Raw genomic sequence first — 25,213 nt, 5'->3', positions numbered from 1 at the left:
CCCGTCACGACGACCATTTCTTGCGACGCTCGGCCGCCTCGTCGGTGGCATGCGAGATGACCTGGCCCCGGTTCTCCCGCACCCGGCCGCCCACCCCGACACCGCCATCGCTTCCCGGTGATCACACGCGCGCGCTGCTGGTCGAACTGGGGTTGAACGCACAAGAGATCACCGAGCTTGTCCAGGCGGGCGTGGTGGCACAAAGCAACCGAGAGGGCCGATAGATGTCGTGGGACTTCTCCACCGATCCCGAATGGGCACGGCAACTCAAATGGGTCGAGGACTTCGTGCGCGAAGAGTGCGAACCCATCGACCTGATCGTCAAGGAATCCCATGACCTCAACGACCCGGTGCGCCAGGCGCTGATTCCGCCCCTGCAAGACATCGTCAAGGAGCGTGGCCTGTGGGCCACCCACCTCGGGCCGCACCTGGGCGGCCCGGGCTACGGCCAGGTGAAACTCGCGCTGCTCAACGAGATCCTGGGCCGCTCGGAGTGCGCGCCGATCGTATTCGGCTCCCAGGCCCCCGACTCCGGCAACAGCGAGATCCTGGCGCACTACGGCACGCCCGAGCTCAAGGTCCGCTATCTCGAGCCGCTGCTCGACAACCGCATCGTGTCCTGCTTCTCGATGACAGAGCCGCAGGGCGGCGCCGACCCCAAGGTCTTCCGCACCACCGCGGTGCAGGACGGGAATCACTGGATCATCAACGGGGAGAAGTGGTTCTCGTCATTCGCCTCGATGGCGTCATTCCTGATCGTGATGGCCATGACCGATCCCGAAGCGCCGCCCTATCAGCGTTACTCGATGTTCGTCGTGCCCGGCGACACGCCCGGCATCAACGTGCTGCGCGACGTCGGCCTCGGCTATCAGCCGGTGGGCGGCGGGCGTGAGGGCTATGTCCGCTACGAGAACGTCCGGGTGCCGGCCGACCACATGCTGGGTCCGCGGGGCGGGGCCTTCGTCGTGGCCCAAACCCGCCTGGGCGGCGGGCGGATTCATCACGCGATGCGCACGGTCGGCCTGGTCCGCCGGATCTTCGACATGCTCTGCGAGCGGGCGGTTTCGCGGTACACGCAGGGCGAGGCGCTTTCGAACAAGCAACTCGTCCAGGAGATGATCGCCGACTCCTGGATGGAGATCGAGGCCTTCCGGCTGCTGACCCTGCAAACCGCTTGGAAGATAGACCAATTCAACGATTACAAGGCGGTGCGGGCAGACATCTCGGCGGTGAAGGCGATGATGCAGAAGGTGCTACACGACGTGTCGTCGCGGGCGCTGCAGCTGCACGGCTCGCTGGGTACCACCCACGAGATGCCGTTCGTGCAGTACCTGGTGGAGTCGTTCGTGCTGGGGCTTGCCGACGGCCCGACCGAGGTGCACAAGGTGACGCTGGCCCGCTTGCTGCTGAAGGACCGTGCTCCCGCGCCCGACCTGTTCCCGTCCGAACATCTGCTGCGGTTGCGCGCGGCGGCCGAGGCCAAGTTCGCCGACAAGTTGGCCGGCATCCCGCGGCGTGGCGATCGCTAGCGCCGCGGAGCCGGGCGAAGCGGGTCGCCACCATCGGGCCCGTGGCGATCGCTAGCGCGGCGGAGCCGGGCGAAGCGGGTCGCCACCATCGGGCCCGTGGCGATCGCTAGCGCGGCGGAGCCGGGCGAAGCGGGTCGCCACCATCGGGCCCGTGGCGATCGCTAGCGCGGCGGAGCCGGGCGAAGCGGGTCGCCACCATCGGGCCCGTGGCGATCGCTAGCGCCGCGGAGCCGGGCGAAGCGGGTCGCCACCATCGGGCCCGTGGCGATCGCTAGCGCGGCGGAGCCGGGCGAAGCGGGTCGCCACCATCGGGCCCGTGGCGATCGCTAGCGCGGCGGAGCCGGGCGAAGCGGGTCGCCACCGTACGCGTTAGACGGCTTTCGTGACGCCGACATACGACAGCACCACGTCGGACAGATCGGTCATCCGAGTGAGCACCGCGTAGGAACGGATGAAGGACTGGCCGACGCATCCGTCGATCTTGATGTGGAAGTTGCTGATCATCACCCAGGGGTTCGCACCCTTGAAATTCTTCTTGATCACCGGCACCGTCAGGACGAGGCCGGGTTTCATTCCGATGCTCATCACGCCGTTCATCGGCGTCGAAACGAACGGCAGCAGGGGCGGCAACGTACCGGTGGTGTCGAAGGTGGGGCTGACGCCGGGGATGATGCCGGCGCCACCCTCCATGATCACGCCGTTGGATGTACTCATATCGATCCCGCAGCCGATCTGGTAACCCACCTCCAGGATTCCGTGGGGCTCTTCCGGTCCTTTCAGCGAGCCGACGAAGATGCCGCTGGCCATGTATTCGCGCGAGGCGATGGAGGTGGTCAGCGGTGCCACCGGGACTTGCATCTCGTCCTTGGCGCCCAGCCCCAGGGTCCAGCCGTCGGGAGTGTTCAACAGGACGGGGGGATTCGATGGCACCGTCCCATCGGCCGGTGCCGAAGTCGCAGCGGCAGGCTCGATCTCGGGACCGTCATCGGGATCACCGGACGCCGCCGGCGCCGTGACCACAGACAAAACGAGGCAAGCGGCGACCACCAGGGCACGACGAACGACCACGGTTACCGGCCTCACGCACGCCAACGTACGCACTTACCGTTTCGAGTCGCGAAATTTGCTGGGCGCCCGATCAAAGTCGTTGTGTGTTCGTGACTCTTATGCGACTTGGACGCCGAAGCTAGAATTAGGCTTTGTTAGCCGGCAGTTCAGGCAAACGACGGAAGGGGCCGCGACCATGAAGCGCAGATTCGCCGCCGTACTTGTCGTGGGTTCGGTGGCCGTCGCAGTCATGACCGGCGCCGGCGGATTCGCGGTCGGAACGGCGCTCGCGTCTCCAGACCCGGGCCAGGTGGACGACATCCCGACGATCGACGAATGGCAGATCCAGTACCCGACGACGATGACGAACCCATACGAAGATTCAGTCGGCTCTTCGGGTGACTGGGGTGGCGTCGGGATGTGGTGCCAAAATCTCCACGCCAATTGCGCCTGATCACCCACACCGTCAGATCAGCAGTGACCGCGCCCGGTCCAGCAAGCCCGGCAGCGTTGTCGCCATCGCTTCCAGTTCCGCTCGCGGGGCCGCTCGTCGCCGATTGTGCTTGACGATCAGCGACCACGTCGCCGCCGATTTGAAGCAGGCGAGCGCGCGGAACCAGGCCACGTCGGTGATGTTGCGGCCCAGTTCTTTCCGATAGATGTCGGCGAGTTCGGCGACGGGGGGCACCTCGGCCGTCGAGCGCGCAACGCGCCGGTACGTGTCCGGGTCGCAGTTGATCAGGAACCAGCCGGCGTCGATCCGCGGATCGCCCACCGACCAGATCTCCCAGTCGATCACCGCGTTGATAGACGAGCCGGTCGCCATCAGGTTGCCCAGACGGAAGTCACCGTGCACCACGCTCGGCCCCATGGGCGTTGGCGCGCAACCCAACAACGCGTCGCGCACCCCGGGCCAATCGGGCACCAGCGCCGCATCGACGGTCTGCAGCGTCTCGGACCAACGCCAGACTTCTGCGACCGCATCGACAATCGGTTCATCACCCAGGCCGATTTCGCCGGGCCGCAAACCGTGCAACGCGGCCATGGCCCGGCATGCATTGCGGTACCGCTCGGCCAAGCCGGCGCCGCCGGTGCAACCGTCGAAAAGCGGTTCGACGCATTCGCCTTCAACGTGTGACATCACGAACAGCGGCGGTGTGTGTGGCGGTTTCCCCGGGTCCTCCCATAACACCTCGGGCACCGGAACCGCGCTGCCCGCAAGGGCTTTCAGGAGGCGGGCCTGCCGCAGCACGTCGCGATGCGCGACCGGTTCGACCCCGGGCGGGGCGACCTTGATCACCGCGGGCCGCCCGTCCAGGGCGGCCCGGAAGGTGAGGCTGGAGGCGCCCCCGGAAATCGGTGCGACGCCGGTGATTCCGGCGCCCGCCAGGCGCTGCCGCAGCTCGTCTAAGTCCAGTTCGGCCATTCAGCCGGCCGACCTGGTCCAGCCGACCTCGGCGAGGAAGGGCTGGGTGTGCGCGATGCGTCCGGTCAGGATCTTCGGGTCACCGGTACACAGCCGGAAGGCCGTCTCGGTGATCAGTTCGATGTCTTCGGTGTCGGTCTTGGCCAGGTCGAGGGCGCCGGCCCCGGGCGTGGCCACGGGATTGCTGGGAGCGGCGGCGTTGACGGCGATCCCGTCGTCGTACAGTTCGGCCGCAAGGCTTTTCGTCAGCCGGTTGAGCGCGGCCTTGACCGTCCCGTAGAAGCCGAAGCCCGCGGTGCGGTCGAACTCGGAGAACGGCGGGCCCGGTGGCAGGTCACCGCCCAACGAGGTCAGGTTCAGGATCCAGCCCCGCCCGCGCTCCCGCATTGCGGGAATCGCCAACTGGCTCAACTGCAATGGGCCGAGGACATGCATCTCCATCATCAGGCGGGCCCGCCGTTCCGGGAAGCCGTCCAGGGGCCGCAGGAAGGTCACCGCCGCGTTGTTGACCAGGATGTCGGGGGCGCCGACGGCGCTGACCACTTCGGCGAACAGCCTTTCCCGTTCCTCGGGCCGCGATAGGTCGGCTTGGACCGCGACGGCCTTCCCGCCGCCGGCGACGATCTCGGCCAGGGTCTCGCCCAACGAGCCCTGGTACTTGGGGTCCGGGTCCATCGTGCGGGCGGTCAGCGCGACCGTGGCACCGCGCGTGGCGAGCCGTGCGGCGATCGCCTTGCCCAGCCCCCGGCTGCTGCCGGTGACGAGGGCCACCATCCCATCGCACCGTTGGTCCGCGCTCATCCTCGACCTCCTACGGAAATGGCTTCTCCGTATCAGAGAATGCCATTATCGCCGGTTGAGGGGAAGTGCCCTCCCGCGTAGCGCGTCGATCGAGTAGCTCCCGCCACCCGTGAAAACCAGCAGCAAGAACGCGAAGCAGAACAGGATCGACAAGCCGCCGCCGTTGCCCGCCGGCGGATCGGCGACCGGCCAGAGCGCTTGTGGCTGGTGGATCCAGAAATAGGCGACCGCCATCTCTCCCGAGGCCACGAATGCGACGGCACGGGTGAACAGTCCGGCGGCGATCAGCACACCCGCGACGACTTCGATGAGCCCGGCGTACCAGCCGGGCCAGGAGCCGAACTCGACGCGAACCGGCGACGCCACCGGCCAATCGAACAGGCTCCTCGATCCGTAGGCGGCGAACAGCAGACCGTAGACAATGCGAAACACACTCAGCACCGCCGGGGCGTAGCGGCTCAGATCCTTCGTCACGATCCAGAGGTTACGGTCGCAGTCCAGTCGAGCAGGCGCCGCCAGAGCCGATGCCGGCTCGACGCCATGTTGTGGCAGTGCGCGCTGTCGGCCAGGACCAGTGTGGTGATGTCGGGGCAGGCGCTATACAGGCCGGCCTCGGCGCGCGGATCTGGCGACACGTCGACGGCGCCGTAGCCGATCAACACCGGAACCTCGATCTGTGCGGCGCGCTCGGCGACGACGCCGGGAATCATGGCGGTCCCGAACACGCGCGGCACCAGCGATTTCGCGACGACGCAGTCCGCCGCGACGACGTCGGCGGGGACGTCGGCGAGGTGAAACCAGCTCTGCAGATACTCGCGCGGGCCCTCGAAGTAGGGCTGCGGCAAGGCGGCGAGGATCTCCCGCTCGAGGTCGGCGCGTCCACGCGCGGTCGCCGACCGGGCGATGAATGCGGGGTCCAGGTTCAGCGGCGCGACGTGCTGATTGGTGCAGCCGAGCAGGGCCAGCGCGGCGTAGCTGCAGAACAGCGCTTGCTGGGTGATGGCCAGGTAGCCGCCGAGGGAATGCGCCAGGGCCACCGGCGGCGCGTGGACTCCGATTGCGGCGGGCAACGCGGACACCGCGTGCGCCAGCGTGGCGGCGATGTCAGGAAAGCCGAAATCCCCTGCTGGTTGCGAACTTTCACCCGTGCCCAGCGGATCGATGGTCACTACGTCATAGCCGTTGCCCGAGGCGAACTCGGCGAAGCTGTACCCATGCCGCCCGGGAATACGCAGGTCCCAGTAGTCGCGGCTGTAAGTGCCGCCCGGCAGGCAAACCAGGAGCCCGAGCGGCTCGCCGCCCGCCGGATAGTGGGTCGCCGCAAGCGACGCCCGCTCCCCGATCACGTCACCGACGTCGAACGTCAACGGCTGCGCGGCAAACGTCATACGGCGCAATCCTTCCACGACCCGTCCTGTACACACATACATGTACGTCCACACGCAAGGAGGCGTCTTGACTTACGTGTTTCTCCTCTGCGCCATCGTCGCGGAGGTGATCGCGACCAGCCTGCTCAAGAGCACGGAGGGTTTCACCCGACTGTGGCCGACGGTCATCTGCCTGACCGGCTACGCCGTCTCGTTCGCGCTCTTGGCGCTGTCGATCGCGCGCGGCATGCAGACAGACGTCGCCTACGCGTTGTGGTCGGCGATCGGCACCGCCCTGATCGTGCTGATCGCCGTGTTGTTTCTCGGCTCGCCGGTGTCTGTCGCGAAGGTCGTCGGCGTCGGGTTGATCATCGCCGGCGTGGTCACGTTGAACCTCTCCGGCGCCCATTGAGGCTAGGCGTGGGCCGCCGTTTCGTCGCCGGCCCGTGAGCTGCTGTTTACGCAACGGCCTTCAACCGCGCGCCTGGTGTGCAAACATCGCTGCCAGACTGACGCTCTGCCGTCCCCCGGGCGGCTCGGTTGATATTGCGGCAACCTCTAGGGAGCAGGACCACCATGACCGATGTCGAACAGACACCCCCCGACGGAGTCTCTCCCGCCAGCCCTACGCGGGCGGATCTGGTTGAGCACTCGCGCACGGGGATGAGCGCGGCCGCACTGCAGCGGGCCATCAACGACCACCTGCGCTACTCCATCGGCCGCCCGGCCGCGGCCCGGCGGCCCGAGCACTACTACCGGGCACTCGCCCTGGCCGTGCGCGACCGCATGCAGGACCGCCGGGTGGTCTCGACGCAAACCTCGCTCGATCTCGGCCGCAAGGTGACCTGCTACCTGTCGGCGGAATTCCTGATGGGGCCGCAACTGGGCAACAATCTGCTGAACCTCGGCATGGAGCGCGCGGCCCGGGAGGCGCTGGCGGCGATGGGCCAGAACCTCGACACCGTACTGGCGTGCGAAGAGGAACCGGGACTGGGCAACGGCGGCCTCGGCCGGCTGGCCGCGTGCTATCTGGACTCGCTGGCCACCCTGGAGCGGCCGGCGATCGGTTACGGAATCCGCTACGAGTTCGGCATTTTCGACCAGGAGATCCACGACGGCTGGCAGGTCGAACAGACCGACAACTGGCTCGACCACGGAAACCCCTGGGAGATCGCCAAACCCGACGTCAACTACCTGGTCAAGTGGGGCGGCTACGCCGCGCACTACACGGACGACGGCGGCCATGATCGCGTCCGGTGGGTGCCGGGGCGGGTGCTCAAGGGCGTCGCCTATGACACCCCCATCCAGGGTTACGGGGTGAACACCTGCAACGTGCTGACGTTGTGGAGCGCACGGGCCGTCAAGTCTTTCGCGCTGGAAGCGTTCAACACCGGTGACTACTACGGCGCCGTCGAAGACGAGGTGATGTCGGAAACGGTCACCAAGGTGCTGTATCCGAACGACGAGCCGGAGGCGGGCAAACAGTTGCGCCTGCTGCAGCAGTACTTCTTCGTGTCGTGCTCCCTGCAACACGTGCTGCACATCATGGACGACCTGGCCGACGTCTCCGTCAGGGAGCTACCCCAGCGGTTTGCCGTGCAGCTCAACGACACCCATCCCTCGATCGGCGTCGCCGAACTGATGCGGTTGCTTGTCGACGAGCGACAGCTGGACTGGGACGAGGCGTGGGAAATCACGGTCGCCACGTTCGGCTACACCAACCACACCCTGCTGCCGGAGGCGCTGGAGACCTGGCCGCTGGAGCTCTTCGCGGAAGCGCTACCGCGCCATCTCGAGATCATCTACGAAATCAACCGCCGGTTCCTCGACGCGGTGCGCGCCCGGTTCCCCGGTGACGAGGAGCGGATCGGCCGGATGTCGCTCATCGGCGAAAACGGCGGTAAGAACGTCCGAATGGCGCACCTGGCCACGGTGGGCAGCCACGCCATCAACGGCGTCGCCGCCCTGCACTCGGAGCTCCTGAAAAGCAGTGTGCTCAATGACTTCTACGAGATGTGGCCCGAGCGTTTCAGCAACAAGACCAATGGCGTGACGCCGCGCCGCTTCCTTGCGCTGGCCAATCCCGGGCTCCGGGAACTGTTGGACCGCACCGTCGGTGACGGCTGGTTGACCGATCTGGGACTTCTGCGCGGCCTGGAGCCATTCGCCGAGGACGCCGCCTTCCGGCGGGAATGGCGTGACATCAAACGCAATAACAAGGCGCGCCTGGCCAAGTACATCCGCTCGGTGGCCGGCGTCGAACTCAATCCGGACTGGATGTTCGACGTCCAGGTCAAGCGCATCCACGAGTACAAGCGTCAGCATCTCAACGTGCTGCACGTCGTGGCGCTGTACCACCGGCTCAAGCAGAACCCCGGCCTGTCCATTCCGCAGCGTGCCTTCATCTTCGGCGGCAAGGCGGCGCCCGGGTACTTCATGGCGAAGCGAATCATCAAGCTGATCAACGCCGTTGGGGAAACCGTCAACGCCGACCCGGACGTCAACCGATTCCTGAGGGTCGCGTTCGTGCCCAACTTCAACGTGCAGAACGCCCACATGATCTACCCCGCCGCCGACCTGTCCGAGCAGATCTCCACCGCGGGCAAGGAAGCGTCGGGCACCGGGAACATGAAGTTCATGATCAACGGCGCGCTGACGGTCGGCACGCTCGACGGCGCGAACGTGGAGATGCGCGACGAGGTGGGTGCGGAGAACTTCTTCCTGTTCGGCCTGACCGAGCAGGAGGTCGAGGCGGTCAAGGCGAGCGGGTACCGCCCGGCCGACTACATCGACGGTGACGCCGAGCTGCGCGCGGTGCTGGATTTGATTGCCGGCGGCACCTTCTCGGGCGGGGACACCGAGGTGTTCCGGCCGCTGGTGGACAACCTGCGCCATGACGACCCCTTCCTGGTTTGCGCCGACTACGCGTCGTACGTGAGCTGCCAGGAGCGGGTGAGCGCCGCGTGGCAGGACCGGGAGTCGTGGACCAAGATGTCGATCCTGAACACCGCGCGCAGCGGGAAATTCTCGTCGGATCGGGCCATCACCGAGTACTGCGACGACATCTGGAACGTGTGGCCGTTGACCGTCAAGATGTGACGAACCTGCTGATAATCGCCCCACGCGAGCCTAGGATCTCGCCATGTCGATTATCGGCGATGCAACGGTCGTCCTCGCGCGCGTGTCGAGGTCGACGTCCAACGCCCTGCGGGCCACGCTCGCCACGCCCGACGGCACCGAACTGGCGCGCGCCCAGCAAAAGGGCGGCGCCGCGGTCCTGTTGGGCTTCAAGAACGGCGGCAAGAGCGAGTACACCCTGACGGCGGCCAACGGCGACGAGCTCAAGATCGCGGTCGCCGCGACGACCACCATCACCAACCAGAACACACCCGTGGGAAAGATCGTCCCCGCCGACGGCGCCGCGCGCTTGGAAGACGGCGGCGGCACCGTGCTGGCGGTGGTTCGGCCGCACACCGGGCACAAGGCCGACGGCGCCTGGCATCACCGCCTGCTGTCGCCCTCCGGCGAGGCCCTGGGTGTGCTGACCCTGATGACCGTCCACACCGGTTGGAGCGACATCGAATCCGAGGCCATCCAACTGCTGACCAACCACAACGTCGCCACCCTGAAGGCGCCATCGGCGGGCGCGATGCTCACCCTCGCCGCGCCGGTCGGCCCTCATCTGGGTGACGTATTGGCCGCGGCGTGCGTGGACTTCTCGGTGCTCCCCCGCGGATACCTCGAGTAGAGCCGAATCTATTGATAGCCGGGAAGATCCGGTACCCCGCTGGCGGTCAGCCATCCACCGCCGTCGACAACCAGGGTCGCCCCGGTGACATAGGACGCGGCGTCGCTGGCGAGGAAGAGCACCGCCTCGGCGACCTCGGTGGTCGAACCCGCCCGGCGCAACGGGTTCTGCGTGGCGCGATGTTGGTTGTCGCCGGTGATCCTCTTCACGCCCTCAGTTCCCGACATCGCCCCGGGCGCAACGACATTCACGCGGACGCCGTCCGGCCCCCACTCGATGGCACAGGCGCGGGTGAACGCGTCGACGCCGGCCTTGGCCGACACCACGTGCGCCTGCAAGGCCATGCCGCGGTACTGGGTCGCCGCGCTGATGTTCACGACGGATCCACCGTTTTCCCGCAGGCATAGCTCGTAAGCCGCCTTCGAAACGTTGAACGTCCCCAGCAGGTCGATGTCGACCACGGCTTTGAAGCCGCCTGCGCTCAGACCGCTGACCGGGACGGGAAAGTTCCCTGCGGCATTGTTGACGACGACGTCGAGCCGGCCGAAGGCCCGGATCACGTCCTCGACGACGGCGGTCACCTCATCGTGGCTCCGCACGTCGCAGACGCCGTAGACGGCCTCGATCCCGGCCTCCCGCAACACCGCAACCGCCGCCTCGAGGTTGGCTTCCTTGCGGCTGCAGATCGCGATCCGGGCGCCGTGGCCGCCCAGCACCCGCGCGATCTCGAGGCCGAGACCCGTGGCCCCGCCGGTGATCAGGGCCGCCTTGCCCTGCAGCAGATCGGCCCGGAACGGGCTGCGCCGGGCGTTCACGCCGTCAAGGGTACGACGGTCAACCATCGGTCGACAGTGGACGTTTTCTTCGCTCACCGCAAGGATCGAGTCATCGACACCCGGCAGGAGGAAAGTGACCCTACGATTCCGAGGGCTTGTGCTGGCCCCGTTGACGGTGGCGCTGGCGATGCTGCTGGCGCCGTCGGCCTCGGCCGACACCTACACAAACCAGCTGGTGGACAAGTTCAGCGCGCAGACCCACGTGTTGGCCGACCCGGGGGCGAATCCGCCGTTGCAGAGCCCGGATCGGCTGAACGACCAAATCCTGAGCACCCGGTGGGCGTGGGCTCCGCGACCGCCGATCTGGGTGGCGGCGGTGGCGTCCAACCAGACCGGCGTGACCACCCCGGATGCCATTCACAACGTCATCCTCGGGCGCGATCCCGGATTCAGCGGGATCATTCTGGTCATCGACTCCAGGGGCTACCACGTGCGCGCCTACAACGTGCCCAGGGCGATCGCGGACAGCGTCGATCCGGTCATGAGCCAGTCCGCCAGGGACCACCGAAACGACCCGTACGGCGCGAGCAGTGAATTCGTCAGCAAGATGTCGACGGTGGCTGCGTCCTCCGGCGCACCGGCGGTGACCTCACCCGCGGTGCAGAAGAACCACAACCAGGGATCCGCGCTGTGGACCGCGCTGGCGATCATCGCCATCGGTGTCGCCGTGATCGGCCTGATCTGGTTCGCGGTGAACCGGAACCGCAAGCGCCGCAAGGACACCGACACCAAGGAACAGATCAAGCAGGAGTTGATCACCGTCACCTCGGATGTCAGCGACCTCGACAATGCGGTACTCACCAACAGCGACACGGACGTCAGCGCCGAGCAGACGAAGGCCAATGCGAGCCTCTACGACGCGCGGCAGGCCTACGAAAAGGGTGACTATGGCGCGGCACGCGCGCACCTGAGGGTGGTGGAGTCGACGGTGGCCAAAGCCAACCAGAAGCTGTACCCGGGCCGGGCCGCGCCTAACGTCGCCGACGTCTCCTCGGTGCCGGCGGGCGACCGGAAGCAGGCCTCGGTGCGGACGAGGAATCCCGATACCGGCGATTACGTGACGATCAACAACAACAACTACAGCGCCACCCCGCAGCCCGGTTATCCGCACTACTACGGCGGCGGTTACTACAACGGGATGTTCTTCTACCCGGGTTATTACCCGTACGCGTTCTGGGGTCCGGGTTGGGGTTGGGCTCTCACCGACGTGCTGTTGATGGATGCGCTGCTGGACGACCATTGGGGCGGCGGGTACGACCGCGGCTTCGAGGCCGGCCGGGACTCTGCGTATGCGGACGCGAACTACGACGGCGGGCAAAGCGCCGGCTACGACAGCCAGCAAGGCGACGTCGGGTTCGGAGGCGGTTACGACTCCGGGTTCGGCGGCAACGACAGCTCGTACTCCGGCGGCGGAGACGTGGATTTCGGCGGCGGATGGGACTCGGGCGGCGGATGGGACTCGGGCGGCGGCTCCGATTTCGGCGGCGGCAGCTCGGATTCCGGTGGCGGCGACTTCGGATTCTGACCGAGAAGTAAGGTCTTGCGGATGAGCACGGACGGGATCAACCGGGGCATCCTGCTCGCCATGGTGGTGATCGGGGTGATCGCGTACGCGTTGCTCTACTCGCACGCCTCGGCCGTCTTCCGGGTTCTGGTGCCCGTCGGCCTGGCCGTCGTGGTGGGGCTGATCATCCGCGACGTCGTCAACGCCCGGAAGCGGTGATCTGACGCGGCGTGCGCAAAGCATTTTCCGTGTGATGCATCACGCTCACCCAAGGCCGCCTTGGCCAGCGGGATTCGCCTCTGCCGACGCGTAATCCGTGCGGTTTGCTGTGGATGCGAATTTGCTTTGGGCCGATCTGCATCCGATGGGTGATACATTCGGGCGATTATGGCAAGACAACCGGTCGCCGACATGGCCAAGGCCGTCGCCGAGATGATCGACACGGGCACCGATCTGACCTGGCGGTATTTGCTGTCCAACCGCAAGGAATTGAGCGCAAGCGCGACGCTGGTGCTCAACAGGGTCAACCGGGAGGGTCCCATGCGGCTGACGGCTCTCGCCGCGGCCGAGGACACGAGCCAACCGGCGATGACCCAGCTGGTCCAGCGGATGGAACGCCAAGGACTGCTCGAGCGGCTGAGCGATCCCGAGGATGGCCGGGCAGCCCTGGTCGCCATCAGCGACGCGGGCCGGGAGCTCTGGGACCTGCGCACGGACCGCCGCAGGGAGCGTCTGGCCGCGCTGCTGACCGGGCTTTCCACCGAGGATGCGCTGACGTTGTGGCTGGCCGCGCAGGTCGCCATGCCAATCCTGCGTCAACTACTCGACATCGCGGCCTCCGAGGCACCGCACCCCGCCGATGCGGCAAAGTGAGCGCGCAGCCACCAATCTGCATAATGCCCACTATGTAAAGATTGGGTGACCCGCGGCCTTTGCTCGGCGAAACCGGCAAGTGATAGCCCGCTCGGCCCGCGTTCCGCTTGACGGGCTGCATCATCCACATGATATGAAAATGAGCGTGGGAAGCGACGCCCCGCCGGCAGCCTTCGCCGCGAGGATCGACGCGGCGGCCGCGGCGGCCCATGATGGCATCGGCTCACATACCCGGGCACACGAAGGAGCGGAGCAGTGACTCTGGGCTTGTTTGGACTACTCACCGTCGTTTCCCTCGCACTGGCCGTCACCCTGGCCTCCGTCGCGGCCGTCTACGTTCGACGCCTGGAGCGGCGCAGGCCCCCGCCGATCGCCGAGGAAATCGGCAGCGCGAAAGAAGTGGTCCGCAAGTTGCGCAAGCGGCAACCGATGTCGCCCGAAGAGCTGGATTATGCGCGTCAGGTCGTGTCCGACCGCGCCTCGGTCATGGCGCTGTGCATCCCCGGTGCGTTGTTCATGCTCGGTTGCTTTTACGTGTTCGGCAGCCTCTACCACCTGCACGGGGCGACTCCGTCCGAGCGGACATTCCTCGGGGTGATACCCATGCTCACCTCATCGAACCTCGCGCTTCGCCTGCTCAGCAGCGCCCGGCTGAAAAGGCGTCTGCGCACGGCATCCGTCGCGTCATGAGGGCCGCAGGCCCGTTTGCAGGCGTCAGTCACAACCTCTCGAGTTCGCGTTCCGTGCCGCAGGTAGTAATCTCTTTATCGCCATATGTCAACCAGATTGATATGCGGCCGTCCCGCGGTCCACGGGCGGGGACGCGAGAACGCGGTGGGTAGGACGAGGTCGCGAAAGGTGATGGAGTGAGCCGTCGTTCAGTCGGCAGGACTGTCTTGCAACGAGGCTGGATGCCGTTGGTCACCGTCATCGCGGTCGGGGTGGGTCTGCTGTGCATGTACAAGGTGCACCAGTTCTCCGAACCGGAGCCGGTCATCACCGTCAACGGTCCACAGGCACCCGAGCAGTTCAATCTCAAACGGATCACCTACGAGGTGTTCGGCAACGCCGGCAATGGGGGGAGGCTCGTCTACATCGACATCGACGGTCATCCGCACCAGGTTGATTTCACCGCCCTGCCGTGGTCGCACACGGAGACCACGACGCTCTCGGTGGCGTCCGGAAGCATCTCGGTTCACGTTCGCAGTGGTCAGGTGAGTTGCCGGATGCTGGTGGATGGTGTGGTCCGCGACGAGCAGTCGGACGACCATCCGGACGCCGACGTCGAGTGCAGGGTGAAATCGGCATGACCGAGCATCGCCTCGACGAGACGCGGCCCAAACGCCCGTTCATCCCCAGGATGGTGCGGACTTTCGCGATCCCGATCATCTTCTTCTGGGGTCTTCTCGCGGTCACCACGAACACTTTCATGCCCCAGGTGGAGCGGGTCGCGGAAGAGCTTGCGGGCCCCATGGTCCCGCATTACGCGCCCTCGCAGCGGGCGCTGCTGCACATCGGTGAGAAGTTCCACGAATCCAACTCGACCAACTTGACCATGGTCGTGTTCGAGGCGAACCGACCGCTGGGAGACGCCGACCACCGGTACTACGACGACCTGATGCGCCGCCTCCAGCACGACACCCGGCATGTGCAGTACGTAATGGACCTGTGGGGCAAGCCATTCACCGCGGCGGGGGCGCAGAGCGTGGACGGCAAATGCACCTACGTGCTCCTGCGTCTCGCCGGTGACATCGGGCAGATCCAGGCCAACCAGTCCGTGGACGCCGTCCGCGACATCATCAAAAAAGACCCGCCCCCGCCCGGCCTGAAGGTCTACGTCAGCGGCGCGGCTCCGTTGGCCTCCGACACGCTCGCCATCGCCAACGCCAGCCTGAACAACGTCACGATCGTCACGATCATCCTCATCGTCGTGATGCTGCTGCTGGTATACCGCACCCCGTCCACCCTTTTGGTGCCCCTGCTCGGGGTGCTCATCGAGATGCTCGTCGCCAAGGGCGTCGTCTCGACGCTCGGGCATTACGGATACATCGAACTGTCCTCGTTCGCCGTGAACATCGTGATCGCGCTGACGCTGGGAGCCGGAACGGATTACGGCATCTTCCTGATGGGCCGATATCACGAGGCTCGGCAGGCGGGCGAAAGCCGCGAGGACAGTTTCTACATCGCGTACAAGGGCGTCGCGCCCATCATCATCGGCTCCGGCCTGACGATTGCCGGCGCGTGTTACTGCTTGACGTTCGCGCGCCTGAACTACTTCCACACCATGGGGCCGGCCGTCGCGATCACCATGCTGTTCACCATCGCCGCGGCGATGACGCTGGGACCGGCGGCACTGACCGTCGGCAGCCTTTTCGGGATGTTCGACCCGAGAACCCCCACCCATGGTCGCCTCTATCGGCGCATCGGCGCGAGCGTGGTGCGCTGGCCGGTCCCGATCCTGGTGGCCAGTACCGCCGTCGTCATGATCGGGGCGATCTTCGTTCCCACCTACCGGCAGAACTACGACGACAGGCAGTACCAGCCGGCCAGTGCGCCAGCCAATTTGGGCTTCCAGGCGGCCGACCGGCACTTCCCGAAGAGCAAGCTGTTCTCCGAGATGCTGATGGTCGAAACCGATCACGATATGCGCAACTCGGCCGACTTCATCTCGCTGGACCGCGTCGCCAGAGCCCTGATCCGCCTGCACGGTGTGGCGATGGTGCAAGGCATGACGCGGCCGTTGGGCCGCGCGCTCGAGCACGCCAGCATCCCCTACCTGTTCACCACGCAGGGCAGCGGCAACGGACAACAGCTCCCGTTCAACCGGGAGCAGAACTCCAACACCGACGCGCAGGCCGACATCCAGGCGCACTCGGTCGAGGTGTTGCGCAAGGAGATCGGCTTCTTCCAGAAGGTGTCCGACGAACTGCACCAGACGGTCCTGACCGTCGAGGACCTACAACGGGTCAGCGACGACATCCGCGACGAGGTCTCCAACGTCGACGACTTCTTCCGCCCGATCAAGAGCTACTTCTATTGGGAGAGACACTGTTTCGACATTCCCATCTGCTGGACGTTCCGTTCGCTGTTCGAGACCATCGATCAGATCGACAAGCTGGCCGACGACATCGCGGATGCGAAGGTGTCCCTGCAGGAGGTGGACAAGACGTTCCCGCAGATCATCGCCCAACTGAAAGCCACCGCCGACGATACCGAGGCACTGCAGTCGAAATTGGTCAACAGCTACGGATCCGCCGATCTGCAAACCGTGCAAACGGAGCAGACTTTCGATGATCTGATCAACGTCGGGAACGACTTCGACAAGTCCCGCAGCGACGACTTCTTCTATATCCCGCACGAGGGATTCGACAACGAGGACGTCAAGACCGGCATGAAGCTGATGATGTCGCCGGACGGCAAGGCGGCCCGTTTCATCGTCACCCACGAGGGCGACGCGATGGGCCCCGAAGGGGTCGAGCACGTCGAACAGTTCCCCGACGCGATCAAAACGATCCTGAAGGAGACCTCGCTGGCGGGCGCGCGGATCTACATCGGCGGTTCGGGATCCAACGATAAGGACATCAAGGAATACGCGATGTCCGACCTCATGATCGCGGCCATCGCAGCCTTCGTGCTGATCTTCTTGATCATGATGTTCATCACGCGAAGTCTGGTGGCGGCGTTCGTGATTCCCGGCACCGTGGCGTTCTCCTATGCCGGCGCGTTCGGGCTTTCCATCCTGGTCTGGCAACACCTCATCGGCCTACATCTGCACTGGCTGGTCCTGCCGTTGACGTTCATCATCCTGGTGGCCGTCGGGTCGGACTACAACCTGCTGCTGATCAACAGGGTGAAAGAGGAGTTGCACGGCGGAATTCACACTGGTCTCATCCGGGCCCTCGGCAGCACCGGCGGCGTCGTGACGTCCGCCGGTTTGGTGTTCGCCTTCACCATGCTCGCGATGCTCACCAGCGACCTGCGCACCATCGGTCAGGTGGGCTCGACCGTGTGCATCGGCCTGCTGCTCGACACGCTGATCGTACGTTCGTTCGTCGTGCCGAGCATCCTGCGAATCCTCGGGCCGTGGTTCTGGTGGCCGACTTTGGTGCGCACCCGCCCGGCGGCGGCGCGCTAGCCGGCGCCCTTGCCGTTGTCGACGCGATAAACGACACCGTGGACGGCGGCCGCGGCGTCGCTCGCCAGGAAGGCGATGACGCTCGCCACGTCGACGGGCTGCATCATGCCGCGCGGGGAAGCGGTGCGCATGATCAGGTCGTAGTTCGGGTTCTCCGGCGCGCTGAAGTGTTCGAGCTGCGGGGTGAGCATGCCGCCCGGGCATATCGCGTTGACGCGCAAGCGATCCGCGGTGTACTCCACCGCCAGGGCGCGGGTGAGGCCGACCAGCCCGTGCTTGGCGGCGCAATAGCCGGCCGAGTACGCCTGGCCCTCGACGCCGGCGATGGAGCCGACGTTGACGATGTTGCCGCCGCGCTCCAGTAGGTGCGGCAACGCGGCCCGGCACAGGTAGAACGGACCGTTCAGGTTGACCGCGAGGTCCTCCGCCCAGTCGTCGTCGGTCATCGACTCGGTGCGCCGCATCTGGTGTCGGCCGGCGACGTTGACCAGCACGTCGAGACCACCCAGCTCGCGCACGCACTGCTCCACCGCGTCGCGGCAGGCCTGCGCGGAAGCGACGTCCACCGATGCGTAACAACCACCTTGGACGTCTGCGAACACCTCGGCCAACCGGCCAGTGTCCCGGCCGATGCCGAAAACCGTTGCGCCCTGGCGGGAGAACAGCCGGGCCGTCTCAGCGCCGAGGCCCGACGACGCCCCGGTCACCAAGGCGACCTTGCCCTGCAGTGCTGACATGTCTGTCCTCGCGGTCAGTAAGAACGGATCCGCGCAACGCTACCGCGCAGCAGCCCCAGCGGGGCAACGAACCTCGGTCCCCACATGGTCATGGCGCGGCGAGCGGTCAACAAGACGAGCAGGCTGATCGCGAGGCGCCCGAGGGCTACCCGGCTCGTGCGCCTCTTCCAGCTTGGCCGCGCCGGTTCCGCGCGCCGGCCGAAGTAATAGCCGACGCCCATTGCCATCGCCAGGGCCGCGACGGCCGCCAGCATCGTCATGATGATGAGCGTTTCGCGTCATCGTCGCGCCGAGGTCACGCGCGAGACACACCTTGGCCACTAAGCGGGCCCGAAGGCGTGGGTGTCAGACGTTCTCGCTCACGACATACACGGCGACATACCCGATGGGGATGCCGGTCCAGGTGGCGATGCATTCGCGTGCGGCCGGCTCCACCATGTCCCGGCGGACGGTGCGAGTGACCCTGCCGATCTCGGGAACGCGGATCATCCATCCGTCGGCATCGCGAGTGATCTCGATATCGAAGCACTGGCCGACCATGGGGCATTTCACGCGAGGCACGACCCGCGACGAGCGGGTGCTGCGCAGCGATTGTCGGCGCAGCAGGGTGGGCTGAATGGGCATGGCTGCTTTCGGAGAGTCGCAATCAGAACCGCGGGCAAGAGTAATGCGCATTCAGACGAAAACCTAATCGGCCAGTCAAACTGGCATGCACCTGATGCGCACTCTCCACCAAGTCGTCGCCGGGACTTAATGTTTGTGTTCATGCGACTGGTCCACGCGCCCGCGTTCGCGGCGAGTTTGCTGTCCGCGTTGGCCATCGGCTGTCCTGCCGCCCCGGTGGCGTGCGCGGATGGCGGATACGGACCCGGCTCCTACGCGGTGCCCGCCCAACTCCCCTACGGCACCTACGTCGCCCACGCCGAACCGGGCGACTACCGAGCGGCCTGCGTCTTCACCACGTGGACCCGCGACGGGAGACTGATCAACTCCGACAGCGGGATTCAAACGACCCCGGTCACGGCGAATCTCTCGGCTCCCGCGGTGGCGAAGTTCATCACGCACGGCTGCACGCCGTGGACGAAAGTGGGTTGACACCTCATTGCGCTGCCGTGGCGCGGCGTGTGCGCGAAGCGGCCGAGCGCGCGGGTCGGGCCCGCATGTGATCGCGGGCGCGACCCATGATGTCGCCGAGCGCCCGCACGTCCTCGCCGGAAAGCGCATCGAACAGCAGGTCGCGGACAACCTCGATGTGGCCCGGCAGCACTTTGGCAAGCCGCGCATGGCCCGCTTCGGTGATGCCGACGACCGTGGCGCGCTGGTCGTCGACGCTGGCTTCGCGGGCGATGAGGCCCGCCTGTTCCAGCAGACCCGCCTGATGGGTGAGGCCGCTGCGGCTGTAGACCACGCCGTCGGCCAGTTCGGTCATGGTCAACCGGCGCTGGGCGTCGGCAAGCTTCGCCAAAATCTCGAACTGCACGTAGCTGAGGTCGCCCTCGGTCCGTAGCTGTCGCTGCACGGCGTACTGCAGCAGGCTGACCGCCTCCATCAGGGCGAAGTAGGCGCGCATCTGCTGAGGCTTGAGGGCTTGTGCCATGCCTTGATCGTAATGCTTCGAGCTCGAAGCAATGTGGTGATCGTCACCCGGAACTCCGGAATCGCTTCGATCTCGAAGCAAGTTATGCGTAGTGCAACTGCTTCGAGATCGAAGCACCTAGGTGAAACGGAGAAGACCATGAAGGCTGTGCAGTACCACCGTTACGGCGGCAGTGACGTTCTGCGGTACGAAGAGGTTCGGCGGCCGGTGCCCGGCCCCGGCGAAGTGCTGGTGAAGGTGGCCGCAACCTCGTTCAACCCGGTCGACGCCGGGATCCGGGGCGGCTACCTGTCCGAGGTATACGCGATCTCCTTCCCCCACACGCCGGGCATCGACGTCGCCGGAACCGTCGCCGAGCTCGGTGACGGGGTGACGGGGTGGAACGTTGGTGACGCCGTCGTCGGGTTGCTGCCTTTGGACGCCCCCGGCGCCGCCGCAGAGTACGCGCTCGCCCCGGCCGCGGTGCTGACCGCAGCGCCAAAGTCGGTGCCGCTCGCCGATGCCGCGGCGCTGCCGACGGTCGGACTGACGGCATGGCAGGCGTTGTCCGAGATCGCCGAACTCAGGTCCGGGCAGTCCATTTTGATCAACGGCGCGGGCGGAGCGGTCGGCGGCTACGCGGTCCAGCTCGCCAAGCAGGTCGGAGCCGTCGTCACCGCGACCGCGTCCACGCGCAGCGCTTCCCGGCTGCGCCACCACGGGGCCGACCGGATCATCGACTACATCGACTACGCGAACACCCCGCCGCACGTCGCCGGGCAGCCGTTCGACGTGGTGCTGAACCTGGTCAGCACCGCACCGGAGCAGACTGCGGCCCTGGTCGGCCTGGTCGCCGACGGCGGGTTTTACCTGGGCACCATGACGTCCGGCGAGGAGGACGCGGCTAGGCGGGTGCGCGCGCAGCGGGTGTTCGTCCGCAGCGACGCCGCGCAGCTGGCCGAACTCGTCAACCTGGTCGACGCCGGAAACCTGGTGATCGACGTCGCCGACCGCCGACCGCTGACCGACGCTGCCGCCGTGCACGATGACTCCGACGCCAATCGGCTGCCCGGGAAGACGATTCTGATTCCCGGCCAATGAGATTCGGTCGATTCAGTTGAAGGCGTGTCCCGCCGGCAATCCGCCGGCGGGACACGCCTTGAGTCTGGGCGCTATCGTCCGTCTTGCTATGCCGCCCGGCTCGGTGGAAACGCGGCTTGCGTCTCGATGGCTTCGCGGTAGGCGGACACCCGGCCCGGCATCGTCCCGAGCGCGGCGATGGTACGACCACCGCGCCCGTACGCCGCGACGAACTCCCAGGCGCCCGGATCGCCTTCGACGATCTCGACGGAGTCGTAGTCGGTTGGCACGCCCAGCATCTGCAGCTTGACGTCGTATTGATCCGACCAGAAGTACGGCACCTCGTCGTAGGGCTCCGCGCCCCGCGGCCCCGCCATCAGGGCCCGGGCGGCGGCCGCACCCTGACGGCCCGCGTCGTCCCAGTGCTCGGTACGCAGGTGCCGCTCGTACAGCGGGTGCCACCAGCGCGCGACGTCGCCGGCCGCGACAACCGGGACGTCCGCGGTGCCGCCCTCCGCGACACCGCAGGCGTCGCAGATCACGCCGTCGTCGACACGCAAGCCGGAGCCGTCCAGCCATTCGGTGGCGGGGGTGACCCCGAGTCCGACGATGACGAGATCGGCCGGAACCTGCGAGCCGTCGGTGAGGCGAACACCTTCTACCCGGCCGTTGCCCACGAATCCGTCGACGCCCACGCCCACCCGCAGATCCACGCCATGTTGGCGATGCAGGTCGGCCCAGCGCGACGCCAGCTCCGTGCCCAACGCGGAAAGCAATGGGCTGGCCGCCTTTTCGACCAGCACCACGTCCAACCCCATTGACCGGCAACTCGCGGCGACCTCGGCGCCGATGAACCCGCCGCCGACGACCACCACCCGCGGTCGCGAACCCAGCCGATCCCGGATGGCCAGGCAGTCCTCGACCGTTCGCAGCATCAGCACCCCGTCGGGAACCGGGCCGCCCGGCCATTCGCGTGGCACCGCGCCGCTGGCGATCACCAGCCCGTCGAACGGCAAGCCGAACTCCTGGTCGGCATCGCGCACGTGGATGGTGCGCGAGGACATGTCCAGCTTGAGAGCCGATGCGCCACGCAAGACGCGCGCTTCGGTGTCGAATTGCGGCGCCAAGTCGACGCCGGCCCGGTGCACCGTGCCGGTGAGGAACTTCTTCGACAGCGGCGGGCGATGGTACGGGGCGTGCCGCTCGGCGCCGACGATGGTGAGTGCGCCGTCAAAGCCCTCCTGCCGCAGCGTCTCTGCCGCGCGGGTGCCCGCCACGCCGGCACCGACGACGACGACCTCTTTCAGGTTTCTCTGCTGGCGACCCGGCATCGCTTCAGTCCTTCACCGTGATCGCTTGGGTGGGACACGACACCTGGGCGCCAATCAACTGCTGGCGCAGCGCCTCTGGTGCCTCCTCCTGCAGCACGTGCAGACCGTCCTCGCGCACGTCGAACACCTCGTGGCAGATGCTCATGCACACGCCGTTGCCGTCGCAGGTATCAAGATCTACCGAAACCTTCATCACACCTTCGCCTTTCGTGCTCCGTTGCCGGAAGTCTCGATCCCTTGGGTTTGATCCGGCGACTTCCCTTGGGATCGCGCCCGCTCCTTGGCGGCCTTCGCCACCGGCGAGTACGCCAGGTAGTCGATCGCCATCTGTGTGGACCCTTCGTCGTTCGGGTGGTGGCTGGGCCGCAGATACCGGACCGGCGTCGTCACCATCAGCTTCCACGGGCCCGGAAGCTTGTACTCGCGAGCGGCCGATAGCCAATCCCGCCAACGCCACTTTTGGTCGATGGTCGGGTCTTGGGCCATCAGGTAGCGCGCTCCCGCGACCCACCAGGCGATGAACAGCGGCGTGGTGAAGAACATCGAGAACGCCCTGATCCAGTAGTTGCCGCTGACGTGCTGGAAGACGTCGTACACCAGCGCGCGGTGCTCGACCTCCTCGGCCCCGTGCCAGCGCAACAGGTCGAGCATCATGGGGTCGGCCTTCGCGTAGTCCAGACCTCGGTTAGTCAGCACCCACTGGCCCAACATCGCCGTGTAGTGCTCAAGCGCGGCTACGTCGGCCAGGCGCCGATAGAGCCACCACCGCTTCATGGCCGGCGGAAACCACTTGGGCGGGTCGCCCAGCGTCATCGACAACAGCCTCCCGAGCCGATCGGTATACGGCTTGGTGTCGATCCCCTGCTCGGCGAGGTGGTCGAGCACCACCTGGTGGGCCCACGCATGCCAGGACTCCTGCTGGATGAACGGTTTGATCGCCGCCTCCAACTCCGGATCGTCGACCAGCGACGACGCTTCGAGAACGGCCTTGATGAAGTGGCGCTCGCCCTCGGGCAGCAGGAGGTGCAAGACATTGATCATGTGTGTCGAGAACGGGTCGTCGGGCACCCAGTGCAGTGGCGTCTCCGACCAGTCGAACCGAACCATCCGGCGGTACATGGGATGGCCGTCGTGGTGAAGTTGGACCTCGGGCATCGAAAGCTCCCTCCCGGATTGTCTGCGAACAGCCGTTCACTCGGCCGCGTACCCACGCCTGCCGCCGGTTATGCGTACCGGCGGTACGAGGTTTCTGAGAGTTGCCTACCGAGGCACGGATGTCCCCGAGCGGCGCGTAATCGGCGCAGATAGGACGGGGTCGCTCGTCGCCGGCGCTTCCGACATTGACTCGACACGGTGAAGCGCAGAAACCGATTGGATATCGACTAGTACGCGCCACTTATGTTGACAAAAGTCACAAATTTAACATCACGCGATGCAGGATTCGTCGGCGAATGTGCGGCCGTCGCGCCCCATTCCCCGGCGCGATTTATTGCGCTACGCCATTCCCCTGGCGGTACTACCGGGGTTGTATGCGGCATCGACAAGTATGGCCCGCCCTGCCGCGGCCGCCGTCCCGCCCAGACTGATCGACTTCGCCATGCGCCAAATCCCGGCGGACCACATTCGGGCCGCCGGCTACTCCGGCGTCATCAACTACGTTTCGCTATCGCGTCCCGGCTCGACCATGGGCGCCAAGCCGATCACACGGCCCTACGCCGAGCAGCTGACCGCCGCCGGGCTGATGATCGTCAGCAATTACCAATACGGCAAGCCGGGCGGGACGGCACCGTCGGACTTCAGGCGCGGGTTCGAGGGCGGCGTTGCCGATGCTCGCACCGCGTGGGATTTGCATACCGCGGCGGGTGGCGGTCAGAGTGCGCCGATCTTCTTCAGCGTCGACGAAGACATAAACCACGACACCTGGAACAATTTGGCGCTCAAGTGGTTTCGCGGAATCAATTCGGTATTGGGAGTGCAGCGCACCGGCGTCTACGGCGGTATCGATGTGTGCCAGTGGGCCGCGGCCGACGGCGTCATCGGCAATTCGCGCACCCCCGGCCACCGCTGGGCCTGGCAAACCAAGGCCTGGTCCCGGGGCCAGGTCGACCCTGCCGCCGTCCTCTATCAACGCGTGGTGAGTACGCCGTCGAATCCAGGTCCGGAAGTCGGGGGCCTCCAGGTCGACGTCAACGACGTCCTCGCCGCGGATTGCGGTCAGTGGAACCTGCATCGGTGAGGCCGCATCCCGCTTGATCGCCCATTATCACCGCCGTCACTCTTTCCCACACTCACGCCACCGGGCGATCACCTGGCCGGCGAAGTCCAGCATCTGGTCAAGGGTGGGGAACAATGCGAAGGCATCCACGATCGCCTCGTCGGCACCGGACTGGGCGAGGCGCTCGAGCTTGTCGGTGACGGAGTCAACTGACGTGCCCGGGTCGAGGTTGATCCGCATGGCCGTCTTCAGCGCGTCCGGATCGCGGCCGGCGTCCTTTGCCGCCCGGCGCGCAATCGACCACAAGTGGTCGGTGACCTCGTCCTGCAGCCCCTCGACCCCGAGCCAGCCGGTGCCGCTGCGGCCGACCCGGCGCATCGCCGCCTCGCTGGCACCGCCGATCCAGATGGGCGGACCGCCGGCCTGGACCGGGCGCAGGTCGGCATGAACCGGCGGCAGGGAGAAGAACTCGCTCTCCCAAGAAACCGGGTTGGTCGTCCACCACTCGTGCAGGAACGCCAGCAGGTCATCGAGCATCCTCCCGCGCCGGCTCCAGTCCGCGCCGCGGGCGATGTCGTGTTCGTCCTTCATCCATCCGATTCCCACGCCAACGTCCAGGCGGCCGTCGCTGAGCACGTCGAGCGTGGTCAGCAGACGGGCCAGGTGCACCGGCTCGTAGTAGAACGTGCTGAGCGTGCTGGCGTTGAGCCGCACCCTGTTGGTCGCGGTCGCGGCGACGGTCCAGAGCAGCACCGGGTCGAGGTAGCGGGTCATCTGCGGCGGGTACGGCTGCTCTTTGCCCGGATAGGTGCTGTGCATGTCGACCGGCGTGACCAGGCGATCGCCGACCCACAGTGTGTCGTAGCCGAGGTCCTCGAGCCCGCGGCAGAACGCGCCGAGACCAGCGGCGCCGCGGACGGCGGGCCCGACGATGGGAAGTGCGAAGCCAAGGTTCATCGCTCGAATCCCTTCGGTGATAAATCAACCATTACTTTGGGGGCGCGGGCG

General features: G+C 66.4%; 28 protein-coding genes and 1 pseudogene. 15 read left to right on the top strand and 14 right to left on the bottom strand.

Annotated features, from left to right (window positions below):
• Positions 1 to 224, top strand: a pseudogene (locus A5704_RS29445) (CoA transferase); the annotation flags it as partial.
• A complete protein-coding gene (locus A5704_RS25105) occupies positions 225 to 1,529 on the top strand; it encodes an acyl-CoA dehydrogenase family protein (RefSeq protein ID WP_067891672.1) in 1,305 nt (434 codons plus the stop codon).
• 369 nt (positions 1,530 to 1,898) lie between these two features.
• Here the strand turns inward: A5704_RS25105 and A5704_RS25100 are convergent, their stop codons facing one another.
• Entirely contained in the window at positions 1,899 to 2,597 is a 699-nt protein-coding gene (locus tag A5704_RS25100) for an MspA family porin (protein WP_197499047.1), read from the bottom strand.
• 175 nt (positions 2,598 to 2,772) lie between these two features.
• On the opposite strand from A5704_RS25100, the gene A5704_RS25095 reads away from it, so the two are divergent.
• The gene (locus A5704_RS25095) at positions 2,773 to 3,030 is read left to right on the top strand and encodes a hypothetical protein (protein WP_067891670.1); all 258 of its coding nucleotides are present in this window, start codon (positions 2,773 to 2,775) and stop codon (positions 3,028 to 3,030) included.
• Between the two features lie 12 nt (positions 3,031 to 3,042).
• On the opposite strand, the gene A5704_RS25090 is transcribed toward A5704_RS25095, so the two are convergent.
• From A5704_RS25090 to A5704_RS25075, 4 genes are read right to left on the bottom strand one after another with little or no spacing between them, the layout of a single operon-like run.
• Complete coding sequence (locus tag A5704_RS25090; protein WP_067891669.1) at positions 3,043 to 4,002, bottom strand: phosphotransferase family protein; 960 nt, start codon at positions 4,000 to 4,002, stop codon at positions 3,043 to 3,045.
• The gene (locus A5704_RS25085) at positions 4,003 to 4,803 is read right to left on the bottom strand and encodes an SDR family NAD(P)-dependent oxidoreductase (RefSeq protein ID WP_067756486.1); all 801 of its coding nucleotides are present in this window, start codon (positions 4,801 to 4,803) and stop codon (positions 4,003 to 4,005) included.
• Positions 4,804 to 4,848: 45 nt separating this feature from the next.
• Positions 4,849 to 5,277 carry a DoxX family protein gene (locus A5704_RS25080; RefSeq protein WP_067756489.1) on the bottom strand — a complete coding sequence of 143 codons (429 nt, stop codon included), beginning with the start codon at positions 5,275 to 5,277 and terminating at the stop codon, positions 4,849 to 4,851.
• Positions 5,274 to 6,191: an alpha/beta hydrolase gene (locus tag A5704_RS25075; protein WP_082954969.1), complete on the bottom strand. Its 918-nt coding sequence runs from the start codon at positions 6,189 to 6,191 to the stop codon at positions 5,274 to 5,276. The genes A5704_RS25080 and A5704_RS25075 overlap by 4 nt, the downstream gene beginning before the upstream one ends.
• 67 nt (positions 6,192 to 6,258) lie before the next feature.
• On the opposite strand from A5704_RS25075, the gene A5704_RS25070 reads away from it, so the two are divergent.
• The 3 genes from A5704_RS25070 to A5704_RS25060 all read left to right on the top strand — a co-directional run bounded on the left by A5704_RS25070 (position 6,259) and on the right by A5704_RS25060 (position 9,918).
• On the top strand, positions 6,259 to 6,582 hold the full coding sequence (locus A5704_RS25070) for a multidrug efflux SMR transporter (RefSeq protein ID WP_082950130.1): 324 nt from the start codon (positions 6,259 to 6,261) through the stop codon (positions 6,580 to 6,582).
• Between the two features lie 251 nt (positions 6,583 to 6,833).
• Positions 6,834 to 9,269, top strand: coding sequence for a glycogen/starch/alpha-glucan phosphorylase (locus tag A5704_RS25065; protein WP_067891666.1), 2,436 nt, complete (start codon positions 6,834 to 6,836; stop codon positions 9,267 to 9,269).
• A 43-nt stretch (positions 9,270 to 9,312) separates the two neighbouring features.
• Positions 9,313 to 9,918 (top strand): hypothetical protein, encoded by a 606-nt coding sequence (locus tag A5704_RS25060; RefSeq protein WP_067891665.1) that lies wholly within the window; start codon positions 9,313 to 9,315, stop codon positions 9,916 to 9,918.
• Between the two features lie 8 nt (positions 9,919 to 9,926).
• Here the strand turns inward: A5704_RS25060 and A5704_RS25055 are convergent, their stop codons facing one another.
• Entirely contained in the window at positions 9,927 to 10,760 is an 834-nt protein-coding gene (locus A5704_RS25055; protein WP_067891664.1) for an SDR family oxidoreductase, read from the bottom strand.
• Between the two features lie 67 nt (positions 10,761 to 10,827).
• On the opposite strand from A5704_RS25055, the gene A5704_RS25050 reads away from it, so the two are divergent.
• The 6 genes from A5704_RS25050 (at position 10,828) to A5704_RS25030 (ending at position 17,266) form a co-directional block, all read left to right on the top strand.
• Positions 10,828 to 12,279, top strand: coding sequence for a hypothetical protein (locus A5704_RS25050; RefSeq protein ID WP_067891661.1), 1,452 nt, complete (start codon positions 10,828 to 10,830; stop codon positions 12,277 to 12,279).
• A gap of 21 nt (positions 12,280 to 12,300) precedes the next feature.
• Positions 12,301 to 12,477 carry a hypothetical protein gene (locus A5704_RS28960; protein WP_197505015.1) on the top strand — a complete coding sequence of 59 codons (177 nt, stop codon included), beginning with the start codon at positions 12,301 to 12,303 and terminating at the stop codon, positions 12,475 to 12,477.
• A 168-nt stretch (positions 12,478 to 12,645) separates the two neighbouring features.
• On the top strand, positions 12,646 to 13,131 hold the full coding sequence (locus A5704_RS25045) for a MarR family transcriptional regulator (protein WP_067756842.1): 486 nt from the start codon (positions 12,646 to 12,648) through the stop codon (positions 13,129 to 13,131).
• Between the two features lie 255 nt (positions 13,132 to 13,386).
• Positions 13,387 to 13,821: a hypothetical protein gene (locus A5704_RS25040; protein WP_067779054.1), complete on the top strand. Its 435-nt coding sequence runs from the start codon at positions 13,387 to 13,389 to the stop codon at positions 13,819 to 13,821.
• Between the two features lie 221 nt (positions 13,822 to 14,042).
• Positions 14,043 to 14,441: an MmpS family transport accessory protein gene (locus A5704_RS25035; protein WP_067756848.1), complete on the top strand. Its 399-nt coding sequence runs from the start codon at positions 14,043 to 14,045 to the stop codon at positions 14,439 to 14,441.
• Positions 14,438 to 17,266 carry an RND family transporter gene (locus A5704_RS25030; RefSeq protein ID WP_067891659.1) on the top strand — a complete coding sequence of 943 codons (2,829 nt, stop codon included), beginning with the start codon at positions 14,438 to 14,440 and terminating at the stop codon, positions 17,264 to 17,266. The genes A5704_RS25035 and A5704_RS25030 overlap by 4 nt, the downstream gene beginning before the upstream one ends.
• Here the strand turns inward: A5704_RS25030 and A5704_RS25025 are convergent.
• The 3 genes from A5704_RS25025 to A5704_RS25015 all read right to left on the bottom strand — a co-directional run bounded on the left by A5704_RS25025 (position 17,263) and on the right by A5704_RS25015 (position 18,543).
• A complete protein-coding gene (locus A5704_RS25025) occupies positions 17,263 to 18,003 on the bottom strand; it encodes an SDR family NAD(P)-dependent oxidoreductase (RefSeq protein ID WP_067891656.1) in 741 nt (246 codons plus the stop codon). The two genes, A5704_RS25030 and A5704_RS25025, sit on opposite strands and share 4 nt — an antisense overlap.
• A 14-nt stretch (positions 18,004 to 18,017) precedes the next feature.
• Positions 18,018 to 18,263: a hypothetical protein gene (locus A5704_RS25020; RefSeq protein WP_067783972.1), complete on the bottom strand. Its 246-nt coding sequence runs from the start codon at positions 18,261 to 18,263 to the stop codon at positions 18,018 to 18,020.
• 85 nt (positions 18,264 to 18,348) lie between these two features.
• Positions 18,349 to 18,543 carry a long chain fatty acid-CoA synthetase Faa4p gene (locus A5704_RS25015; protein ID WP_067757078.1) on the bottom strand — a complete coding sequence of 65 codons (195 nt, stop codon included), beginning with the start codon at positions 18,541 to 18,543 and terminating at the stop codon, positions 18,349 to 18,351.
• Positions 18,544 to 18,768: 225 nt separating this feature from the next.
• Between A5704_RS25015 and A5704_RS25010 the strand changes: the two genes are divergently transcribed.
• A complete protein-coding gene (locus tag A5704_RS25010) occupies positions 18,769 to 19,098 on the top strand; it encodes a hypothetical protein (protein ID WP_156675528.1) in 330 nt (109 codons plus the stop codon).
• Between the two features lie 4 nt (positions 19,099 to 19,102).
• Here A5704_RS25010 and A5704_RS25005 read toward each other — a convergent pair whose 3' ends face one another.
• On the bottom strand, positions 19,103 to 19,600 hold the full coding sequence (locus tag A5704_RS25005; protein WP_067891655.1) for a MarR family winged helix-turn-helix transcriptional regulator: 498 nt from the start codon (positions 19,598 to 19,600) through the stop codon (positions 19,103 to 19,105).
• 138 nt (positions 19,601 to 19,738) lie between these two features.
• On the opposite strand from A5704_RS25005, the gene A5704_RS25000 reads away from it, so the two are divergent.
• A complete protein-coding gene (locus A5704_RS25000; RefSeq protein WP_067891654.1) occupies positions 19,739 to 20,680 on the top strand; it encodes an NADP-dependent oxidoreductase in 942 nt (313 codons plus the stop codon).
• 86 nt (positions 20,681 to 20,766) lie between these two features.
• Here the strand turns inward: A5704_RS25000 and A5704_RS24995 are convergent, their stop codons facing one another.
• From A5704_RS24995 to A5704_RS24985, 3 genes are read right to left on the bottom strand one after another with little or no spacing between them, the layout of a single operon-like run.
• Positions 20,767 to 21,990, bottom strand: a complete 1,224-nt coding sequence (locus tag A5704_RS24995) for an NAD(P)/FAD-dependent oxidoreductase (RefSeq protein WP_067756869.1) — start codon at positions 21,988 to 21,990, stop codon at positions 20,767 to 20,769.
• 4 nt (positions 21,991 to 21,994) lie between these two features.
• Positions 21,995 to 22,183 carry a ferredoxin gene (locus A5704_RS24990; RefSeq protein ID WP_067757081.1) on the bottom strand — a complete coding sequence of 63 codons (189 nt, stop codon included), beginning with the start codon at positions 22,181 to 22,183 and terminating at the stop codon, positions 21,995 to 21,997.
• A complete protein-coding gene (locus tag A5704_RS24985) occupies positions 22,183 to 23,145 on the bottom strand; it encodes a metal-dependent hydrolase (protein ID WP_067756872.1) in 963 nt (320 codons plus the stop codon). The genes A5704_RS24990 and A5704_RS24985 overlap by 1 nt, the downstream gene beginning before the upstream one ends.
• A gap of 277 nt (positions 23,146 to 23,422) precedes the next feature.
• Here A5704_RS24985 and A5704_RS24980 point away from each other — a divergent pair, with 277 nt between their 5' ends.
• Entirely contained in the window at positions 23,423 to 24,226 is an 804-nt protein-coding gene (locus A5704_RS24980; protein WP_067783964.1) for a DUF1906 domain-containing protein, read from the top strand.
• Between the two features lie 36 nt (positions 24,227 to 24,262).
• Here A5704_RS24980 and A5704_RS24975 read toward each other — a convergent pair whose 3' ends face one another.
• Complete coding sequence (locus A5704_RS24975; RefSeq protein ID WP_067783962.1) at positions 24,263 to 25,162, bottom strand: TIGR03619 family F420-dependent LLM class oxidoreductase; 900 nt, start codon at positions 25,160 to 25,162, stop codon at positions 24,263 to 24,265.
• Positions 25,163 to 25,213: the final 51 nt, after the last annotated feature.

The sequence above is a fragment of the Mycobacterium sp. E735 genome (genome assembly GCF_001666955.1).
GTDB lineage: Bacteria > Actinomycetota > Actinomycetes > Mycobacteriales > Mycobacteriaceae > Mycobacterium.
This window is presented reverse-complemented; position numbering and strand designations above follow the sequence as displayed.